General features: G+C 66.4%; 20 protein-coding genes. 5 read left to right on the top strand and 15 right to left on the bottom strand.

From position 1 onward, the window contains the following. Nucleotides 1-7: 7 nt before the first annotated feature. The 8 genes from AB0P11_RS16395 to AB0P11_RS16360 form a co-directional block, all read right to left on the bottom strand. On the bottom strand, nucleotides 8-580 hold the full coding sequence (locus tag AB0P11_RS16395; protein WP_363522999.1) for a DNA-processing protein DprA: 573 nt from the start codon (nucleotides 578-580) through the stop codon (nucleotides 8-10). Further along, nucleotides 577-2,106, bottom strand: coding sequence for a YifB family Mg chelatase-like AAA ATPase (locus AB0P11_RS16390; protein WP_082586578.1), 1,530 nt, complete (start codon nucleotides 2,104-2,106; stop codon nucleotides 577-579). The genes AB0P11_RS16395 and AB0P11_RS16390 overlap by 4 nt, the downstream gene beginning before the upstream one ends. Beyond that, nucleotides 2,103-2,465, bottom strand: coding sequence for a YraN family protein (locus AB0P11_RS16385; RefSeq protein ID WP_363522997.1), 363 nt, complete (start codon nucleotides 2,463-2,465; stop codon nucleotides 2,103-2,105). Before AB0P11_RS16385 ends, AB0P11_RS16390 begins: the two co-directional genes overlap by 4 nt. 101 nt (nucleotides 2,466-2,566) lie before the next feature. Next, complete coding sequence (locus tag AB0P11_RS16380; RefSeq protein WP_042541663.1) at nucleotides 2,567-2,893, bottom strand: DUF2469 family protein; 327 nt, start codon at nucleotides 2,891-2,893, stop codon at nucleotides 2,567-2,569. A 47-nt stretch (nucleotides 2,894-2,940) separates the two neighbouring features. After that, on the bottom strand, nucleotides 2,941-3,600 hold the full coding sequence (locus AB0P11_RS16375; RefSeq protein ID WP_053095954.1) for a ribonuclease HII: 660 nt from the start codon (nucleotides 3,598-3,600) through the stop codon (nucleotides 2,941-2,943). Beyond that, nucleotides 3,597-4,331: a signal peptidase I gene (gene lepB / locus AB0P11_RS16370; protein ID WP_053095952.1), complete on the bottom strand. Its 735-nt coding sequence runs from the start codon at nucleotides 4,329-4,331 to the stop codon at nucleotides 3,597-3,599. The genes AB0P11_RS16375 and lepB overlap by 4 nt, the downstream gene beginning before the upstream one ends. Nucleotides 4,332-4,449: 118 nt before the next feature. Continuing rightward, the gene (gene rplS / locus AB0P11_RS16365; protein ID WP_053099097.1) at nucleotides 4,450-4,797 is read right to left on the bottom strand and encodes a 50S ribosomal protein L19; all 348 of its coding nucleotides are present in this window, start codon (nucleotides 4,795-4,797) and stop codon (nucleotides 4,450-4,452) included. 179 nt (nucleotides 4,798-4,976) lie between these two features. Then, nucleotides 4,977-5,465 carry an MFS transporter permease gene (locus tag AB0P11_RS16360; RefSeq protein WP_072591208.1) on the bottom strand — a complete coding sequence of 163 codons (489 nt, stop codon included), beginning with the start codon at nucleotides 5,463-5,465 and terminating at the stop codon, nucleotides 4,977-4,979. A 121-nt stretch (nucleotides 5,466-5,586) separates the two neighbouring features. Here AB0P11_RS16360 and map point away from each other — a divergent pair, with 121 nt between their 5' ends. Then, entirely contained in the window at nucleotides 5,587-6,369 is a 783-nt protein-coding gene (map, locus tag AB0P11_RS16355) for a type I methionyl aminopeptidase (RefSeq protein WP_363522994.1), read from the top strand. Here map and AB0P11_RS16350 read toward each other — a convergent pair. Both AB0P11_RS16350 and AB0P11_RS16345 read right to left on the bottom strand, forming a co-directional pair. Continuing rightward, nucleotides 6,349-6,825, bottom strand: a complete 477-nt coding sequence (locus AB0P11_RS16350; RefSeq protein WP_053095948.1) for a pyrimidine dimer DNA glycosylase/endonuclease V — start codon at nucleotides 6,823-6,825, stop codon at nucleotides 6,349-6,351. The two genes, map and AB0P11_RS16350, sit on opposite strands and share 21 nt — an antisense overlap. Then, nucleotides 6,822-7,559 (bottom strand): class I SAM-dependent methyltransferase, encoded by a 738-nt coding sequence (locus AB0P11_RS16345; protein WP_285362930.1) that lies wholly within the window; start codon nucleotides 7,557-7,559, stop codon nucleotides 6,822-6,824. The genes AB0P11_RS16350 and AB0P11_RS16345 overlap by 4 nt, the downstream gene beginning before the upstream one ends. An 88-nt stretch (nucleotides 7,560-7,647) precedes the next feature. Between AB0P11_RS16345 and AB0P11_RS16340 the strand changes: the two genes are divergently transcribed. Next, a complete protein-coding gene (locus AB0P11_RS16340; RefSeq protein ID WP_363522991.1) occupies nucleotides 7,648-8,220 on the top strand; it encodes a histidine phosphatase family protein in 573 nt (190 codons plus the stop codon). Here the strand turns inward: AB0P11_RS16340 and trmD are convergent. From trmD to rpsP, 4 genes are read right to left on the bottom strand one after another with little or no spacing between them, the layout of a single operon-like run. Continuing rightward, the gene (trmD, locus tag AB0P11_RS16335; RefSeq protein WP_053095944.1) at nucleotides 8,217-8,927 is read right to left on the bottom strand and encodes a tRNA (guanosine(37)-N1)-methyltransferase TrmD; all 711 of its coding nucleotides are present in this window, start codon (nucleotides 8,925-8,927) and stop codon (nucleotides 8,217-8,219) included. The two genes, AB0P11_RS16340 and trmD, sit on opposite strands and share 4 nt — an antisense overlap. Before the next feature lie 19 nt (nucleotides 8,928-8,946). Then, nucleotides 8,947-9,558, bottom strand: coding sequence for a ribosome maturation factor RimM (rimM, locus tag AB0P11_RS16330; RefSeq protein WP_053095943.1), 612 nt, complete (start codon nucleotides 9,556-9,558; stop codon nucleotides 8,947-8,949). Then, nucleotides 9,551-9,781 carry an RNA-binding protein gene (locus AB0P11_RS16325; protein WP_053095941.1) on the bottom strand — a complete coding sequence of 77 codons (231 nt, stop codon included), beginning with the start codon at nucleotides 9,779-9,781 and terminating at the stop codon, nucleotides 9,551-9,553. The genes rimM and AB0P11_RS16325 overlap by 8 nt, the downstream gene beginning before the upstream one ends. A 6-nt stretch (nucleotides 9,782-9,787) precedes the next feature. Continuing rightward, on the bottom strand, nucleotides 9,788-10,222 hold the full coding sequence (gene rpsP / locus AB0P11_RS16320) for a 30S ribosomal protein S16 (protein WP_053095939.1): 435 nt from the start codon (nucleotides 10,220-10,222) through the stop codon (nucleotides 9,788-9,790). 209 nt (nucleotides 10,223-10,431) lie between these two features. On the opposite strand from rpsP, the gene AB0P11_RS16315 reads away from it, so the two are divergent. Continuing rightward, nucleotides 10,432-11,583, top strand: a complete 1,152-nt coding sequence (locus AB0P11_RS16315; RefSeq protein WP_053099095.1) for a glutamate--cysteine ligase — start codon at nucleotides 10,432-10,434, stop codon at nucleotides 11,581-11,583. 2 nt (nucleotides 11,584-11,585) lie between these two features. On the opposite strand, the gene AB0P11_RS16310 is transcribed toward AB0P11_RS16315, so the two are convergent. After that, entirely contained in the window at nucleotides 11,586-12,557 is a 972-nt protein-coding gene (locus AB0P11_RS16310) for a sugar-binding domain-containing protein (protein ID WP_053099094.1), read from the bottom strand. Nucleotides 12,558-12,657: 100 nt separating this feature from the next. Here AB0P11_RS16310 and AB0P11_RS16305 point away from each other — a divergent pair, with 100 nt between their 5' ends. Together AB0P11_RS16305 and AB0P11_RS16300 are read left to right on the top strand one after the other, a co-directional pair. Next, nucleotides 12,658-14,367: a glycerol-3-phosphate dehydrogenase/oxidase gene (locus AB0P11_RS16305; RefSeq protein WP_053095938.1), complete on the top strand. Its 1,710-nt coding sequence runs from the start codon at nucleotides 12,658-12,660 to the stop codon at nucleotides 14,365-14,367. 92 nt (nucleotides 14,368-14,459) lie between these two features. Next, the gene (locus tag AB0P11_RS16300) at nucleotides 14,460-15,212 is read left to right on the top strand and encodes an MIP/aquaporin family protein (RefSeq protein WP_053095936.1); all 753 of its coding nucleotides are present in this window, start codon (nucleotides 14,460-14,462) and stop codon (nucleotides 15,210-15,212) included. Nucleotides 15,213-15,227: the final 15 nt, after the last annotated feature.

Genomic DNA, 15,227 nt, shown 5'->3' with positions numbered 1-15,227 from the left:
CATCCCCTCACGCCTGCAACATAGTTGAAGGATAGAGAACTCGAGCTCCGCCGGATACGACGACCGTGCCGGTGGCTGCGAGCTCGCCGGCGAAGTCACCGGCGAGCATCTCTCCATAACCGCTGGCCGCCCTCGCGCCCACGATCGCGACTCGGCTCGGAGCCGTGAGCAGCGCCGGGTCTCCGCGAACCCAGAGCACTGTCGGCGCATGCACCCCGAGGTCGTCGAGAGATCTCGGCCAGAGGTCGTCCCCCGGCAGAAGCAGCCGAGCGCCGACCTCGGCTGCTGCACGGATCGCATCGAGAACGCTGCGCGCATCCGCGCGGACCATCCACCTGGCTCGTCCCTCGGCGAGAGTCCGTTCACTGACCTCCGAACTCGCCACGGCCCCTCCGCCGATCGCCAGCCCCAGTGATGCCACTGCGCCCCGCTCCGCGATGAGCGCTCCGGCGACTCCGTCCCCCGGCTCGGTGAGGACTGACCACGACACTCGTGCCAGCGCCTCGTCCAGGTCATCGACTGGTCGCACCTGTCGCAGCGATCGCCGCACCGCCGCATCGCCTCTGAGAGACTCGATCACGATAGGTATCCCCTCTTCAAGAACAGTGCCCGTCCTATTTCTTCCCGGCCTGGACTGTCGACCTGTGCGAGGTCCGCCATGGTCCAAGCCAGCCGCAGAACCCTGTCATAGCCTCGAAGAGTGAGAGCTCCCCGCTCGAGAGCCCTGTCCAGTGGCGCCCTTGCCTCTGCGGCGATCCGCAGATCGAGTTGCCTCAATCGGGCGCCCGGAACTTCGCTGTTGCGGACCCACGGTGTCCCCCGCCACCGCGAGGCCGCCCGCTCACGCGCCTGCATGACTCTCGCTCGAGCTCGCTCGCTCGTCACCTCCGTACGGTCGCCGATCATCGCCCGAGAAGCAGACACGCGCGAGACATGCAGCTCGATATCGACCCGGTCGCGAAGCGGACCGGACAGTCGGGTCGAGTATCTCCGGATCGCCAACGACGGGCAGGTGCATTCCGCACCGCGCACCCCGTAGTTGCCGCACGGGCACGGATTGAGCGCCATGACCAGTTGGAAGCGTGCGGGGAACTGTGCGGTGACGCCCGATCGACTCACCTCGATGACGCCGGACTCGAGCGGCTGCCGCAGTGCGTCGAGCGCGACTCTCGAGAACTCCGCTGCTTCGTCGAGGAAGAGCACACCTCTGTGCGCGCGAGAGATGGCGCCAGGACGAACAGACCTCGTGCCGCCTCCGACGAGCGCCGCAACCGAGGCGCTGTGGTGAGGCGACTCCATCGGCGGCGTGGCGTCGAGAGCTCGCACAGCGTCGCCGGTGAGTGAGCGGATCGAGGCCACTTCGAGAGCCTCGTCGTCGGAGAGACTCGGAAGTATGCCGGGGAGTCGCCGCGCGAGCATGGTCTTACCTGCGCCTGGCGGGCCGCTGAGCAGCATGTGATGGCCTCCTGCTGCCGCGACGATCAGAGCCTCGACCGCCTCGTCCTGGCCGACGACGTCCGCGAGGTCCAGCCTCTCGCGATGCTCCGGCGCGAGTGTCGCCGAGGCGACCGGATCGGCATCGAGCACGTCGATCTCCGCGCCGTGCCAGACGGCGACCTGCGAAAGACTCGCTGCTGCGCGAACCTCGATTCCGGGCACCAGCCTCGCCTCCGCCTCGTTGCCCCACGGCACGATCACGGTGTCGAACCCCGCACGCGCAGCGGCGAAGACGGACGGGAGCACCCCGGGCACGGGACGGAGCCGGCCGTCGAGTCCGAGTTCGCCGAGATGCACCGTTCCCGCGATGGACCGCGTGGACAGCGCTCCCCCTGCCGCGAGAGCGGCGACCGCGATGCTCAGGTCGAAACCGGCTCCCTGCTTGGGGAGGCTGGCGGGCGAGAGGTTGACCGTGAGGCGGCGGCGCGGAAGATCGAGTTGCGTGTTCTTGCAGGCGTTGTGAACCCGCTGAACCGCCTCGCCGAGCGCTTTGTCCGGCAGGCCGATGATCTTGAAGTCGGGGGTCTGGTTCGAGATGTCGGCTTCGACCTCGACCATGTGCCCGTCGACCCCGGTGAGCGCGACCGCCCACGTGCGGGCCGTTTTCACGACACGTCCACGAGATGTTCGAGAGTGCTGTGCTGCGGGTCGGCTCCGATGATCCCGATCGCCTCGATCCGGATCACGAGGCCGACCGCCTGTTCGGGATGGTCGACCGCCCACGCATGAGCCAATCGCCACAGTCGTCGGATCTTGCGGGAATCCACGGCCTCGAACGGGTGTCCATGGGAGATCGTCCGTCGTGTCTTGACCTCGACGATGGCGAGGTGGTGACCGCGACAGGCGACGATGTCGATCTCGCCCTGCGCACATCGCCAGTTGCGGTCGAGGACCACATATCCGATGCCGGTCAGATACCGAACCGCATGTTCTTCGCCGGATCTACCGAGCTCGTCTTTCGCTGCCATGAAGATAGCCTGTCGATCGGGATCGACGACCGCGCTTCAGGAGTGGGGACGTTACGGAGTGCGGGGACAGCCCATCAGAAAGCCGGACTGTGCAGAAGTGGTCACTCCCCGTCGAGCGACAGCTCCTGGGGCAGCTCGAACTCGCGGCGCTGAAGCTCTTCGACGTTGACGTCCTTGAACGTCAGCACGCGCACAGCCTTCACGAAGCGGTCGGCACGATAGATGTCCCACACCCAGACGTCACTCATCGAGATCTCGAAGTAGAAGTCGTGCTCGGTGTCACGACGCACGACGTTCACCTCGTTGGCGAGGTAGAACCGGCGTTCCGTCTCGACAACGTACTGGAACTGCGCGACGACATCGCGGTATTCGCGGAACAGCGCCAGCTCGAGCTCGCGGTCGTAGTCGTCGAAGGCTTCCTCATCCATGATCACTCCATCCTAGAGTCGGCGACGCGTCGATGCCGCACGCAGGCTCAGAACAGAGTCGGGACATCCGCGATCGCCCAGGATGATCGGTGGTGTGGAGAGAGCCCGAGGCTGCGGATCGCATCGCGATGCTCGAGGCTCGCGTATCCCTTGTTCCGGTCCCACTGGTACGCGGGGTGACCCTCGTGGAGCTCCGCCATGTAGGTGTCCCTCGCCACTTTCGCGATCACCGATGCCGCCGAGACCGATGCGCAGTCGCGGTCGCCCTTGACGACCGGTCGCACCCGTAGAGGCACCGGATGCACCCGCGAGACATAGTCGTGGTTGCCGTCGAGGAGCACCAGAGCCCCGTCGAGGCGAACTCCCGAATCGACGACGCTCTGCACGGCGCGCGACGCCGCAAGACCGAGCGCTCGCATGATGCCCACCTCGTCGACCTCGGCCGCGCTGGCCCAACCGACTCCAGAAGCCTGCACCCATGCCGCGGCTCGCGCAGCGACATCGGGCCGACGCCTCTCGGTGACCAGCTTCGAATCCCGAAGCCCTTCGGGAACGCGGCGGCGCGCCCCTGCCGCATCCATCACGGCAGCTCCGACCGCCACCGGCCCGGCAAGCGCACCGCGTCCGACCTCATCGAGGGAGATGATCAGATCGCACTCGCTCAGCAGCCTGCGCTCCAGAGTGAGCTTCGGAGCGACGACGGTCATTCCGGATCCGGGACGCCGTTGAAGCTGTCATGGTGGCCGTCGATCGTGCCCAGACGGTCGAAGGGCCACGTGGTGAAGAACGCCTTGCCCACGACGTTCTCGATCGGGACGAAGCCGCCGCTCGGAAGATCCTGATGCGCCCGCGAGTCGCGCGAGCGATCGCGGTTGTCTCCGAGGAGCCACAGCGACCCATCCGGCACGACCACGTCGAACGGATCGTTCGACGCTGCGGTGTCTCCGTCTGGCAGGTTGAGGTAGCTGAGCTCGTCGATGGGCGCTCCGTTGACCGTGATCTGTCCGAGCGCGTTGCAGCAGACGACGTGGTCACCCGGGAGACCGATCACACGCTTGACGAGGTGATCCTGCGAATCCGTGGCCGAGATCCCGACGACGTTGAGCATCCAGTCGAAAGCCTCGACGAGAGGCGGCTGCGCAGGAGTCTGCGGCTGGCCGTCGAGCCACCCGCCCGGGTCCTTGAAGACCACGACGTCGCCGCGTTCGTAGGCGGTCCACCGCGGCGTCAGCTCGTCCACGAGGATCCGATCGTTGACCAGGAGAGTTCGTTCCATCGACGCGGACGGGATGTAGAAGGAGCGGACGATGAAGGTCTTGACGACGAAGGAGACGAGCGCCGCGATGACGACGATCACGAGGACGTCGCGCAGGAACACGAGGAACCCACGACGCCGCTTCGTCGGTCGAGCGGACGCGGCGGCGGAGTCAGTCGTCATGGGGTTTCCTTCACAGTCTCGCACCGCACGGAGACGGCAGTATCAAGGGTCGCACACCCCGGGGAGAACACAGCACCCCGGGACATCGTGTCCCGGGGTGCTGTGGAGAGCCTGCGCGTCAGTTGTCGCGCTTCTCCTTGATCTTGGCCTTCTTGCCCCGCAGCTGACGGAGGTAGTAGAGCTTCGCGCGACGCACGTCACCGCGGGTGACGACCTCGATGTGGTCGATCACCGGGGAGTGCACCGGGAACGTACGCTCGACGCCCACCTGGAAGCTGATCTTGCGAACGGTGAAGGTCTCACGCACGCCGTCGCCCTGGCGGCCGATGACGACGCCCTTGAAGACCTGGATACGCGAGCGGGTGCCCTCGGTGATGTTCACGTGCACGTTGACCGTGTCACCGGGGTGGAAGACGGGAACGTCTGAACGCAGGGATGCTGCGTCGACGGCGTCGAGGATCTGCATGATCGTCTCTCTCTGCACTCGCCTCAGGTCGGTTGCATGCTGTAAGTAGGAATAAGAAGAAGTGTGTGCTGAACGGCGCCGAAGCGTCCGTGGGCTCCCCTGAGGCAGAACCGGTCACGGCACAAACACTCATTCTGCCATGGATGCCGCACACGGCCAAAACGTCGCGTGCGTTTCCGTCACTCCGGCGAGTCCTTCTCCCGGATGACGAAGACCTCTCGCACGCGGGTCTCCGGCGCGGGCTCGTCGACGCCGGGAACGGTGGACCACGAGATGGTCTCGCGGATCCGTGCTCCGCTTCCCTTCGCCTCGTTCCACAGCTGCCAGAGCTGCAGCCAGACCAGACCGATGCCGACGACGACGGCGGCGGCGAGAAGCCAGCCGAACGCGCCGTCGATGAAGCATCCGACAGCGATGGTCAGCCCGTGCCAGAGCGTGAAACCGCCGACATCCCACCACGAGACGGCCCTCTCGACCCGCACCGACGGGCGAGACCGAGTCAGGAGCGTGAGAAGAAGCTGGCCGACGAACACGGAGGGGACCGCGATGAAGAGGACCCAGAGGATGGCCCAACCGCCTTGGAATACGCCCCACCCCACGAGCAACCAGAGCGGCAGGAGGAACGCTGCCGGAATGAGCCACCGGAAGAACGCCTGACGCAACCACATGTCACAAATCGTACGACGGCGTGCGGCCGATGATCCAGGTGTTCGCTCTGAGCACGCGGCCTCGAGGCGGACGCCCGTCACCCGGAGATCGGGGAGAATGGAGAGGACGAGAGGACACCCGATGATCGAACTGCGCACCCCTGCCGAGATCGACGAGATGCGCGCCGCCGGTCGCTTCGTGGCCGAGACCCTGGCAACCCTGCGCGACGAGACGAAGGTCGGCACGAACCTGCTGTCGATCGATCGCCGAGCGCACGACATGATCCGTAAGGCCGGAGCGGAGTCCTGCTACATCGACTACCACCCGTCCTTCGGCGCCAGTCCCTTCGGCAAGGTGATCTGCACCTCGATCAACGACGCTGTACTGCACGGCCTCCCCCACGACTACACGCTGCGAGACGGCGACCTGGTGTCGCTCGACTTCGCCGTCTCCGTCGAAGGATGGGTGGCCGACTCCGCGGTGTCCTTCGTCGTCGGCACTCCCCGCGACGAGGACCTCCGCATCATCGAGACGACCGAGCGCGCTCTCGCTGCGGCCATCGACGCGGCCGTGGTCGGCAACCGGATCGGCGACATCTCGGCCGCCATCGCCGCGATCTCACACGGCGAGGGGTATTCGATCAACACCGACTTCGGCGGTCACGGTGTCGGACGCATCATGCACGGCGACCCCCACGTCCCCAACGACGGTCGCGCGGGACGTGGATTCCCGTTGCGCGAGGGCCTGGTGTTCGCGCTGGAACCGTGGCTGCTCGAGACCACGGACGAACTCGTGACCGATCCCGACGGATGGACCCTGCGGAGTGTGGACGGTTCCAGGGGCGCGCATTCGGAGCACACCGTGGCCGTGACGGCCGATGGCCCGATCGTCCTCACCGACAGGTCATTCCTCGGCGTTCGCTGACCCGCGGGGCTCAGCCGGCGGCAGCGCGCGTTCCCACGCGGCGACCGGACCCTCGAGGACGTGGAACGCAGGATGCGGTTCGGGCACCGAGACCGCGGACCAGAGTCCGAGCACGTCGGGATTGCGCTCCGCGAGCTTCGCGCTGAGATGCGACCATTCCAGCGCGAGCTGGCCGGTGGTCACGGACAGGATCGACTCACCTCTCGCATCCGGTCGATCGATTCGCGATCGGTCGAAGGTGTAGCTGCGCACGTCCGCCTCGACGGCGACGCCCCGAAGGTACGCGCCGATGGCATCGAGCGGATCGGGATAGGCACGGAACCGCTCCAGTTGGGGGTGACCGGTGTAGCCACGGGTTCGCCCGGCGAGCACCGCTTGAGCGAGCAGCGCCTCCCGCCAGCAGGCCACCAGACCCTGGCGATCGAGGTACTGCGGGTGCAGTGACCAGATCCTCATGCGCGCCGATAGACGAACACGTCGGTGATGATCGGCAACTCGAGCTGTTCGCGCCCGCGTGTGTCCGGGTCCCCGTCGAGCACCGCTTCGATGGCGGTCGTCATCACCGAACGGGCATGGTCGTCGGCCACGAGGAAGGTGCTCACCGTCGACCAGCGACGGAGGTACGCCTCGCGGCTGATCTGCTCCGTCCAGTGGATCGCTTCGCTCGTCACGAACGTGAATCCGGGGAGCTCCGCCGCGGCGGTGCTGGTCGTTCCGTCCGTGTCAGCGACCGCGGGGTGCGCGATACGGTGCGCTGCTCGATCCCACGAACTCGACGGATCCGAGTGGTTCCAGACCAGCCCGAGAGTTCCGCCCGGCGTGAGGATGCGCGAGATCTCCGCACAGGCCGACTCCCGATCGAACCAATGGAACGCCTGCGCGACGGCGACGACATCCGCCGTGCCGTCCGGCAACGGAATCCGCTCGGCACTGCCGATGAGGCCTTCCACATCCGGAAGCTTGGCTCGCAGAACCGACAGCATCTGCTCGGAAGGCTCGACAGCGATCACGCGTTCCGCTCGGGCCGACAGCAGTTCCGTGAATTTCCCGGTGCCCGCGCCGAGGTCCAGCGCAGTCCCGATGCGCTGTGGTGCGATGAGCTCGACCGCCTCCACGGGGAATCCGGGACGGTAGCGGTCGTAATCCGCCCCGATCGTCTCGAACGACTTCGCCAGCACCTCATCGACCATGGTGCGACGCTATCAGCCGCCGATTCCACCGGGTACGGAGGCGACGCGGCTATGCCATCCTGAGTCCATGATTCCGGAGGATCGGCATGTGCCAGAACACCTGTTCCTGGTGCGGCACGGGCAGACCCGCTGGAACCTCGATCATCGGCTGCACGGGCAACTCGACTCGCCTCTGACCGAGGACGGCATCCTTCAGGCGCAGAGCGTCGCCGCGCGCCTCGTCGACCGAGGCATCACCACCGTGTGCTCCAGCCCGCTCGGCCGCGCGCTCCGGACCGCGGTCATCGTCGCCGATCGGATCGGCGCAGATCTCGTGGAGGTACCGGAGCTCGCCGAGCTCCATCACGGTGAGATGGCCGGCCTGACCTGGTCCGAGATCGATGAACGATTCCCCACCGCCCGCGAGGACCGGGCTGAGAACCGATATGGTTGGGCATTTCCCGGAGGTGAGAGCTACGCCCAGGCGAAGGGACGTGCCCGCCGGGCACTGTCGGTGTGCGGGTGGGCTTCGTCCGGGATCCCGCTGCTGGCGAGTCACGAGATGATCGGTCGGCTGCTGCGTGCGGAGCTCCGGGGCCTGGCCCCCGCATCCGCGCTCTCGCTGCGGCACCCTCAGGGCGTGGTGTTCGAGATCGACTCGGGGATCGAACGGATCGTCTAGCGGTCGTCGTCCGGCAGCAGATCCGGGCGCCGACGTCGCGTCCGTTCGATCTGCTGATCCCGCCGCCAGGAAGCGATCACGCCGTGATTGCCGCTCAGCAGCACGTCCGGCACCGGTCGCTCTCGCCACACCGACGGCTTCGTGTAAGACGGGTACTCGAGGAGTCCGTCCTCGTGAGACTCCTCGACGAGGCTCGCCGGATTTCCCACAACACCGGGGATCAGGCGACCGATGGCCTCGATCATCGCCATCGTCGCCACTTCCCCGCCGTTGAGGACGTAATCGCCGAGACTGATGAGCCGCACCTCGCCGAGCGATGAGGCGTATTCGAACACCCGCTCGTCGATCCCCTCGTATCGACCGCATCCGAAGATGAGGTGGTCGCGAGTGCTGAGATCGCGTGCGGTGGCCTGCGTGAAGACCTCGCCTGCGGGCGAGGGGAAGATGATCGTGGGCCGACTGCCCTCTTCGGACGGAGCAGATGATGCCAGCTCGTCGAGCGCGAGCCCCCAGGGCTCCGGCTTCATCACCATCCCCGCCCCGCCCCCGTAGGGGGTGTCGTCCACGGTGCGGTGACGATCGGACGTCCACTCACGGAGGTCTCGGACACGCAGGTCGAGGATGCCGGTACTCTGCGCCTTCCCGAGCAGGGAGAGCGTCAGACCGTCGAAGTACGACGGGAAGATCGAGAGGACGTCGATGCGCACTGGCGGGCCGAACGAGGGATCAGTCAGTGGCGTCGGAGTCGGAGGACTCCCCCGCCTCCGTCGCATCGGACGCGTCAGGGAGCTCTTCGAAGAGGCCCGCAGGCGGCGTGACGATGACGCGCCCGGCGCTGATGTCGACCGTGGGAACGATCGCCTGGACGAACGGCACCATGATGTCCTGCTCGCCGGACCTGACGATGAGCAGATCCTGCGCAGGGAAATGCTCGACGCGAGCCACCTTGCCCACGACGACGCCGTCACGGACGACGTCGAGACCCACGAGCTGATGGTCGAACCACGCGTTGTCCTCGACCTCGTCGTTGTCCTGATCGATCCAGAGGATGGCTCGGACGAGAGTCTCTGCGCCCTCGCGATCGTCGACATCCTTGAGGAAGACGACGGGGTTGCCGTTCATCACGCGGTATTCGCGAACGACGACGGTCTTGCCGTGCCACGGAGATGCCTCAGGCACCTGCAACGTGAACTCGGCTCCTGGAGTGAATCGGCGTTCCGGGTTGTCGGTGTACAGCTCGAGCTTGAGAGCGCCCTTGAGGCCGTGGGCCTTGACGAGGCGCCCCACCCGCAGCTGGTTCTTGCCCTGGTTGCGGTCCTTGGACACCACGTCAGTCATCCGCGACGTCGACCCGGACACGCCGCCCATCCGCGAGAGCGGCGATGAGCGTGCGCAGTGCTTTTGCGGTGCGGCCGCCGCGCCCGATCACTCGACCACGGTCGTCGGGGTGCACACGCACCTCGAGCAGGTCGCCTCTCGGCGTCGTGGAAGCGTTGATGCGGACATCTTCAGGGTGATCGACGATCCCCTTGACGATGTGTTCGAGCGCGGCGGCGAGCACGACGAATTACTCTGCGTCGGCGGCGGGAGCCTCTGCGGCCTCCGCGTCGGCCTTGGCGGGAGCCTCCTCAGCGGGGGCCTCCACCTTCTTCTCGGCCTTGGGCTTGACGACGGACTTCTTGGACGCGTCGATCTCGAACGGAACCTTGGGCTCCTTGACCTTCAGCGTGGACTTCGCGTCCTTGTCGCCCTTGAACTTGCCCCAGTCGCCCGTGATCTTGAGCAGAGCAGCGACCTGCTCGGTCGGCTGAGCGCCGACGGAGAGCCAGTACTGCGCACGGTCGGAGTCGATCTCGATGAACGAGGGCTCCTCGGTGGGGTGGTACTTGCCGATCTCCTCGATCACGCGACCATCGCGCTTGGTCTTCGAGTCGGCGACGACGATGCGGTAGTACGGCGCACGGATCTTGCCCAGGCGCTTGAGACGAATCTTGACAGCCACGATTCTCCTGAATTGTGTGGAAGGTAACGAACCGATCGCCTGGAGAGTGGGGTGCACACCCGGCGGAAGCTCAAATAGGGAGGACGAGTGCTGGATAGAGGGTCGAGCACGTCGTCCGACCTTCTATTCTGCCAGATCCGCGGCCCAGGAGCGAAACGCGGCGACACGACGGTTGCCGTGTCGCCGACAGCGCGTGTCAGACTGTGCTCGTGAAGCTCGATTTCGCGCCATCGGCCCGGTCCACCGTCGGTCTCGAGTGGGAGATCATGCTCGCCGATCCGGTGAGCGGTGATCTCGTCGGCCGCGCCCCCGAGCTGCTGTCGGCACTCGAGGATGAGAGTGCAGAAGAACGGCATACCGTGACGGGCGAGCTCCTCACCAACACGATCGAGGTCACCAGCGGCATCGGCGATTCCGTGGCCCATGCCGTGGACGACATCGCCAACGCGATCACCGCTGTTCGTGCGGCGACGGATCCGGCCGGCATCGAGCTGCTCTCGGCCGGCAGTCACCCGTTCGCGCAGTGGTACCACCAGGAAGTGACCGACAAGACGCGCTACCACACCCTGATCGAGCGCACCCAGTGGTGGGGTCGGAACATGATGATCTGGGGGATCCACGTCCACATCGGCGTGGAGGATCAGCGCAAGGTCATCCCGATCATCAACGCCCTCGCCGCTTATCTCCCGCATCTGCAGGCTCTCTCCGCCTCGAGTCCGTTCTGGGCCGGTGAGCGCACCGGATACGCCTCGAACCGTGCTCTGGTGTTCCAGCAGCTGCCCACTGCGGGGCTCCCGTGGCCGCTGCAGGACTGGTCGGAGTACGAGGCCTACCTCGACGACATGGTGCGCACCGGTGTGATGGCGGACGCCACCGAAGTGCGCTGGGACATCCGGCCCGCACCGCGGTGGGGGACGATCGAGGTGCGGGCATGCGACGGGCTCTCCACGCTGCCGGAGCTCGCGGCAGTGGCCGCGCTCGTGCAGGTCCTGGTCGAGCATCTCTCGCGTCAGATGGACGAGGGACTCCCCCTCGCGCAGATGCCCGCCTGGTACCACCGGGAGAACAAGTGGCGCGCCGCGCGCTACGGCTTGGACGCGCGGGTGATCGTCGACGCCGCCGGAACCCAGCGTCCCGTGCGGGAGCATCTTGCGGAGGTGCTCGAGGAGCTCGCCCCGGTCGCGGTCGAACTCGGCTGCGTGCGTGAGTTCGGCAGCATCGAGACGATCCTCACGGACGGCGCGAGCTACGAGCGTCAGCTGACGATCGCGAACGCGACGGGCGGCGACCTCGGTGCAGTCGTCCAGCATCTGATCCGAGAGTTCCGCTCCGGCCCGGAATCCTCGACCGACGAGCCGTAGGGTCAGTCCTCGACGAGCCTGCGCGCGAGTCCTTCATCGAGCACCACGTCCGTGATGAGGTCGGCGGCGATGGCGGCGCGGAGGCTGGCGAGCTTCGGAACACCGGACACCACGCACACGCGTCGGGGCACCCGCCGCAGCCGGTCGAGACCCGGACCCGTCGCCCGTGCGTTGACACGGATGTCCCTCCAGGATCCGTCCGCGCGGAAGAAGACCGTGGCCACGTCGCCGATCGCATGGTCCTCCCGGAGGCTCCGGTAGTCATCGCGACCGAGATAGCCGCCGACGTACACGCGACTGGGGACCTCCGCGGCCGGAGAGCCGAGACTGAACACGGCGATGTCCATCTTCGACTGCAGGTCGAGCACCCGCAGAGTGCTCCGCTCTCGCCACATCGCCTCGCGCGTCGAGGGATCGTCGAAGAACGCGGGCACGGGGAACTGCTGCACCTGCGCACCGAACGCGCTGCCGAAGCGCTGGAGGATGTCGCTCGAGTACTCGACCCCGCTGGTCTGCGTGTTCCCGGCACCGTTCAACTGCACGAACGTCGTGTTGTGCGTCTCCTTCTGCGTGAGACCACGACTGACCGCGCTGATCGTGGATCCCCACGCGACACCCACGATCATGTTCGAGTCGACGAACTGCGACAGCAGTCGCCCTGCGGTCAGGGCCACCCGCTCGAGCCTCTCGACCTCGCTGACGATCTCGGGGATGGGCACGACGTGGGCCACGAGGCGATGCCTGTCCCGGATGCGCTGCTCCAGCATGCCGAGTCGCTCGAGAGGCGAATTGATGCGGATGTCCACGAGTCCGCTCTCGCGGGCGAAGCTGAGCAGGCGAGACACCGATGATCGCGAGGTCTTCAGCTCCTGCGCGATCACCTCCATGGTCTTGTCCTGCATGTAGTAGAGCTGTGCCGCGGTGAGCGCGGCGATCAGCTTGGAATCGCGCGATCCCGCGTCAGACTGGCGCATGACGACCTCCTCGAGTCGATCTTTGCACATATGTGCAACAGGCTTGCGCGTGGTGGGCGATCAGGTCGAAGCTGGGAGCACGCACAGAGAAGGGTCGAAGATGATCGAGTCGACACACTCATCACCGGAACGCGCGGCAGTCCGCGCCGTCCGTGAGTCCGGACGCACGAGCGTCCTTGTCATCGGAGCCGGGATCAACGGGATCTCCGCGTTCCGTGATCTGGCGCTGCAGGGCGTCGACGTACTGCTCGTCGAGCGAGGCGACTTCGCCTCCGGCGCGTCGGCGGCGTCGAGCCACATGATCCACGGCGGCATCCGCTATCTCGAGAACGGCGAGTTCCGACTCGTGCGCGAATCGGTCGAAGAGCGAAACGGTCTGCTGAAGATCGCCCCGCACTACGTCAAGCCGCTCGAGACGACGATCCCCATCTACTCGACCTTCTCCGGCATCCTGTCCGCTCCCCTGCGCTTCCTCACGCACAAGAGCGGCAAGCCCCAGGAGCGTGGAGCGTTCCTGATCAAGGTCGGACTGACGATCTACGACACGTTCTCCCGCGACGGCGGCATGGTGCCCCGTCACCGGTTCCTGGGCCGCAAGCGCTCGCTCGCCGAGCTCCCCTCGCTCGACCCGAACATCAAGTACACGGCCACCTACTACGACGCGTCTATGCACGACCCGGAGCGCCTCGCGCTCGACGTCCTGCAGGACGGACGCGCCGCACACCCCGGCGCCGTCGCACTGAACTACGTCGAGGCGATCGCGCGGGACGGCGAGAAGGTCGTCCTCCGCGATCGTGAGAGCGGGACCGAGTTCACCGTCACCGCCGATGTCGTCGTGAACGCATCCGGTCCGTGGACCGATCTCACCAACGACGCGCTGGGCAACGACACGCGTTTCATGGGCGGCACCAAGGGATCCCACATCGTCCTCGACCACCCCGAGCTCCTCGAGGCGACGCGCGGACGCGAGATCTTCTTCGAGCACTCCGACGGTCGCATCGTCCTGATCTACCCGCTCAAGGGTCGCGTTCTCGTGGGAACGACCGACATCGATGCAGACCCCCGCGAGGTCCCGGTGTGCACCGAGGAGGAGATCGACTACTTCTTCGACCTCATCCACCACGTCTTCCCGACGATCGACGTGACCCGCGAGCAGATCGTCTTCAACTTCTCGGGGATCCGTCCGCTCCCCCGGCACGAGGACACCGCGCCGGGATTCGTCTCTCGCGACTATCGCATCGAAGTCGACGAGAAGGGTGCCGCCCCTCTCGTGAGTCTCGTCGGAGGCAAGTGGACCACCTTCCGAGCCCTCGGCGAATCGCTCTCCGATGTGGTGCTCGGTCTGATCGGTCGCACCCGCACCGTGTCCACCGCCGGACGCGCCATCGGCGGAGGCCGTGACTTCCCGCGCACCGAGAAGGCACGTCGCATCTGGATCCAGGAGAACCTGCCCGGAGCCGGCGATCGCGCCGAGCGTCTTCTCGCCCGATACGGAACCCGCGCCGCGCAGGTCTGGGAGTTCATCGAGCAGGGAGACGACGCGCCTCTGGTCGGAGGCGACCTCTCGACGCGCGAGCTGGCATGGATGGTCGAGAACGAGATGGTCGCGCGACTGCAGGACGTCGTTCTGCGCCGCACCAGCATCGCTTTCACCGGCAACGCCGACGCGGATGTGCTCGAAGAGCTTGCAGACGCGCTGTCTCCTCTGCTCGACTGGGATCGCGCACGGCACGATGCCGAACTCGAGCAGACGCGGGCGCTGCTGAACGAACGCCATGGACTCCAGATCTCGTCACGCGCACGCGGCTGACGAGACATCCGAACACCGCCCTCCACGCGGTGTAATTCCCAACAAGTGCCAGGGCTAAGGGGCCCTGGCACTCAAGAAAGGTCAATGAAGACATGACTGAAGTGAATCTCGGTCTCTACTTCCTCTCGGAGTTCGTCGGCACAGCGCTGCTGATCCTCCTCGGATGTGGTGTGGTCGCCAACGTCGCGCTAGCCAAGAACAAGGGCTTCGGCGGCGGTTTCCTGATGGTCAACTGGGGATGGGGTCTCGCGGTCTTCGTGGGTGTCCTCGCCTCCGCCTACTCCGGCGCCATCCTGAACCCTGCTGTCGGCATCGGCCTTCTCGTCGCAGGCAAGATCGACTTCTCTCAGTTCGCGGTCGCGACCGGTGCTGAGCTGCTCGGCGCGATCGTCGGTGCGATCCTCACCTGGCTGGCCTACAAGCAGCACTTCGACGAGGAGCCCGACCCCGCCAACAAGCTCGGCGTCTTCTCGACCGGTCCCGCGATCCGCTCGTACGGCTGGAACCTCGTCACCGAGGTCATCGGCACGTTCGTCCTCGTGTTCGCGGTCTTCGCGTTCGCTGACTACGGCGACATCGAGATCGGCGTCCCCGGAGGCCTCGGCCCGCTCAGCGCCCTTCCCGTCGCGCTCGTCGTGGTCGCCATCGGTGCATCGCTCGGTGGACCGACCGGATACGCGATCAACCCGGCACGTGACCTCGGCCCCCGCATCGCCCACGCCATCCTCCCGATCAAGGGCAAGGGTTCCAGCGACTGGTCCTACTCGTGGGTCCCGGTCGTCGGTCCGCTCATCGGTGGTGTCCTCGCCGCCGTCGCTGCGCCGGTACTGCTCAACCTCGCCTGAACCCGAACCTGACTT

The organism is Microbacterium sp. NPDC079176, from assembly GCF_040686675.1.
GTDB lineage: Bacteria > Actinomycetota > Actinomycetes > Actinomycetales > Microbacteriaceae > Microbacterium.
This window is presented reverse-complemented; position numbering and strand designations above follow the sequence as displayed.